We start from the raw sequence: 2,839 nt of genomic DNA on the forward strand, positions 1-2,839 counted from the left end.
TACTTTACCTTGCTTTGGCCTGTATCCTTTGGAGAAAACTGGTATAGCAAGGTGTATGCCGGACATTCTCTTATTGCCATCCCAACAACCACGTCAATTGCTCGCAGTCGACCAACGACGTCTATCCCACGGCCTTGCGGCTGGCCCTTTTCCGACTGCTGGACTACCTTGTGGAACATATGATCCCCTTGCAGAAGGGCTTTGCGGCCAAGAGCGTGGAGTTCTCCCATATCGTCAAGATGGGACGCACACAGCTCCAGGATGCTGTGCCCATGACCCTGGGGCAGGAATTCGGCAGCTATGCCACGACCATAGGGGAGGATATCCAGCGCATCCATGAGGCGCAGAAATTGTTGCTGGAAGTCAATCTGGGGGCCACGGCCATCGGGACAGGCATCAATTCTCCCCAGGGCTATGCGCAGCTCGTGGGCGCGCGCCTGGCCGAGATCAGTGACATCCCCGTTCGGCTCTCCACCAATCTGGTGGAAGCGACGTGGGATACCGGCGCCTATGTGCAGACATCCGGCGTCCTGAAGAGGACAGCTGTCAAGATCTCAAAGATTCGTAATGAATTGCGTCTACTGTCTTCCGGCCCGCGTACGGGCTTCCATGAGATAAATCTGCCGCGGATGCAGCCGGGATCCTCCATCATGCCGGGCAAGGTCAACCCCGTGATCCCCGAGGTTGTCAATCAGGTCGCTTTCGACATCATCGGCAAGGACGTGACCATCACCCTGGCCGCCGAGGCCGGGCAGCTGGAGCTGAACGTGATGGAACCCATCATCGCCTTTACGCTTTTTACGGGGATCCGCAGGCTGGCCCGGGCCTTCAGTACCCTGCAGGAACGCTGTGTTGCAGGGATCACGGCCAATGCCGACCGCTGCCGGCAGCTGGTGGAGAACAGCATCGGGATCGTTACGGCGCTGAATACCCGCCTTGGGTATGAAACGTCAGCGAGCATCGCCAAGGAAGCCCTGGAAAGCGGGCGTTACGTCATGGATCTTGTTCTTGAAAAACAGCTGCTTACCCGGGAAGAACTGGATGAACTGCTGCTCCCGGAAAATATGATCCATCCATTTTTAAAGTGATACTTTAATAAATTTCGGCTTGCCGGGCTGGATCGTATCGACACCGGCAAGACAGAAAAAAACTTGGTGAGAGAACAAGAAAGCCCGACGTAAAGCCGGGCTTTCTTTATTTTCGATGGCGGGGCAGAAGCGGTTTATCCTGGTCTGTTGTCGGCACGGGGCACCGAAGAAGACCATATCCAGGAGGGGGAGGCTCGCTCCAACTGTTCTATGCGGTTACCGGTTGTTCTGTCCTTGGCCCTAAATGATGCCCAAACCATGCAGCAGCACCAGGGTGATGAGCACAGGCGTCACCGTGCGGCACAGGGTACGTACCAGTCTGGCCGGCATACCGCCCCCCAGAGCCGCGAGCATATGCTCTTTTTCCCAGAAATAGCCCACGAACAGACTCGTCACGATGCCGCTGAGCGGCATCAAAATGGTGGATGATAACGCATCGTACAGGTCGAAGAACGTCAGGCCGAACAGCTTCACATCCTGCAATGCAGGACCGGTGGAAAGGGTTGCCGGCAGGCCCAGCAGGACGAGCCCGGCCAGCAGGATGGGCACCGCCTTGGTCCGCGGCAGGGAAAAGCGTTCGGAGAGCCAGGCCACCGGGACTTCCAGCAAGGAAAGGATGGCTCCGGTGGAGGCGATGGCAGACAGGATGAAAAAGAGCGTTGCAAAAAAGGTCCCGCCCGGCATGGAAGCGAAGACGGCGGGTATGGTCAGGAAGAGCAGGGCAGGCCCTTCCGCGGGCTGAAAGCCGAAGCTGAACACAGCGGGGAAGATGGCGATGCCGGCCAGCAGGGAGACCAGTAGGTCGCAGATCATGACGCGGGTGGCCATGAGCGGGATATTGACGTCTTCCTTGAAGTAGCTGCCGTAGGTCAGCATGCAGCCCATGCCGAGGGACATTTTAAAAAAGGCCAGCCCCATGGCCATCATGATGACGGAAGCGTCCACTCGTTCCCACTGGGGCATGAACAGAAAGCGCAAGCCTTCGGAGGCCCCCGGCAGGGTCAGGCTGCGGATGCAGACCCCCACCAGCAGCAGGAAAAGGACAGGCATCAGGATACGCGTCACTTTTTCGATACCGGCCGAGGCACCGCGCATGATGATGCCCCCCGTCAACAGCAGGACGAGCCATTGCCAGAACAGGGACACCGGCCCATCATTCAGCAAAGAGGAAAAACTGGCCTGGGCCACGGCCGGATCCGTGGACGAGACGGCGCCCGTGGCGGATTTGAAGATATAGGCAAAGACCCAGCCTGCCACGTCGGAATAGAAGCCCAGGATCAGCAGGCAGCTGATGATGGCTGAAAGGCCTATCAGCCACCAGCCGGTGCGGGGGGCCAGCTTCTGGAAAATGCTGATGACGTTGCTGCGTCCGGCCCGGCCGAGGCTGAGGTCCGATATCATCAGCGGCAGCCCGATGCAGAGCGATGCCAGCAGATAGACCACAAGGAACGATGCACCGCCGTTCTGGCCAACCAGTGAGGGAAACTTCCAGATATTACCGAGCCCGACGGCAGAGCCCAGCGTTGCCGCCAGGACACCCAGCCGTGAAGAAAAATGATCTCGAGTGGCAGAAGCCATGCATCCTCCGTACGAGTTGAAACATATTCCAGAAGGGCGGTTGTAGCGTCTGGAGTTTTTTTGTGCAACCTCTTCACCTGTCGTACACGGGCCATAAGAGCGTGTTTGGAAACTCATTTATCAATAATGAAACGTTTCAACAGTATGCTTGCCATGGCTATTTGAGTCATGGA

1 protein-coding gene and 1 pseudogene are annotated in these 2,839 nt (G+C 57.6%); one reads left to right on the forward strand and one right to left on the reverse strand.

Annotated features, from left to right (window positions below; translation table 11 throughout):
- Positions 1 to 65 precede the first annotated feature (65 nt).
- Positions 66 to 1,088 (forward strand): annotated as a pseudogene (locus HF854_RS12220) (aspartate ammonia-lyase); the annotation flags it as partial.
- 240 nt (positions 1,089 to 1,328) lie between these two features.
- On the opposite strand, the gene HF854_RS12225 reads toward HF854_RS12220, so the two are convergent.
- Positions 1,329 to 2,666: a sodium-dependent transporter gene (locus tag HF854_RS12225; RefSeq protein ID WP_168936532.1), complete on the reverse strand. Its 1,338-nt coding sequence runs from the start codon at positions 2,664 to 2,666 to the stop codon at positions 1,329 to 1,331.
- Positions 2,667 to 2,839: the final 173 nt, after the last annotated feature.

It is taken from the genome of Desulfovibrio piger, from assembly GCF_012843875.1.
Classification (GTDB): Bacteria; Desulfobacterota; Desulfovibrionia; order Desulfovibrionales; family Desulfovibrionaceae; genus Desulfovibrio.